1 protein-coding gene is annotated in these 362 nt (G+C 40.9%); it reads right to left on the bottom strand.

Annotated features, from left to right (window positions below):
- Positions 1-142 precede the first annotated feature (142 nt).
- Positions 143-362, bottom strand: a 220-nt coding sequence (locus Q5762_RS37455) for a hypothetical protein (protein ID WP_315896777.1), incomplete at its 5' end; no start/stop codon positions are given.

Genomic DNA, 362 nt, shown 5'->3' with positions numbered 1-362 from the left:
GTATGTGCTGTTCTTTTCGCTGTAGATACCACCAGCAGACAAGCATATGTCATGCACGAACTTGTCTATATTAGTCTCATTATTATAGAGGTAACATCCGAGAACTACGGATGCTACCCCCACTACTGAAGGGACGATGAACCTATTCATTTACAATTCCATTCTTGATGAGGGTTTCACGCAGCCCAGACATATCCATCGGATTAGTTTTCACGATGGTAAATGAATGCGGTTTCTTCTTCATTGGTTCAGGCATTCTGTCTTCCACCATCGAATAGATGAGAAACAGAATTGCAATTGTTGCCAGCATTCCTGCTAACCAAAACAGATTTGTGTTGTGGTATATTATTCCAGTAATTACC

Origin of the sequence: Streptomyces sp. P9(2023) (assembly GCF_032436795.1) — a bacterium.
Taxonomy (GTDB): Bacteria; Actinomycetota; Actinomycetes; order Streptomycetales; family Streptomycetaceae; genus Streptomyces.
This window is presented reverse-complemented; position numbering and strand designations above follow the sequence as displayed.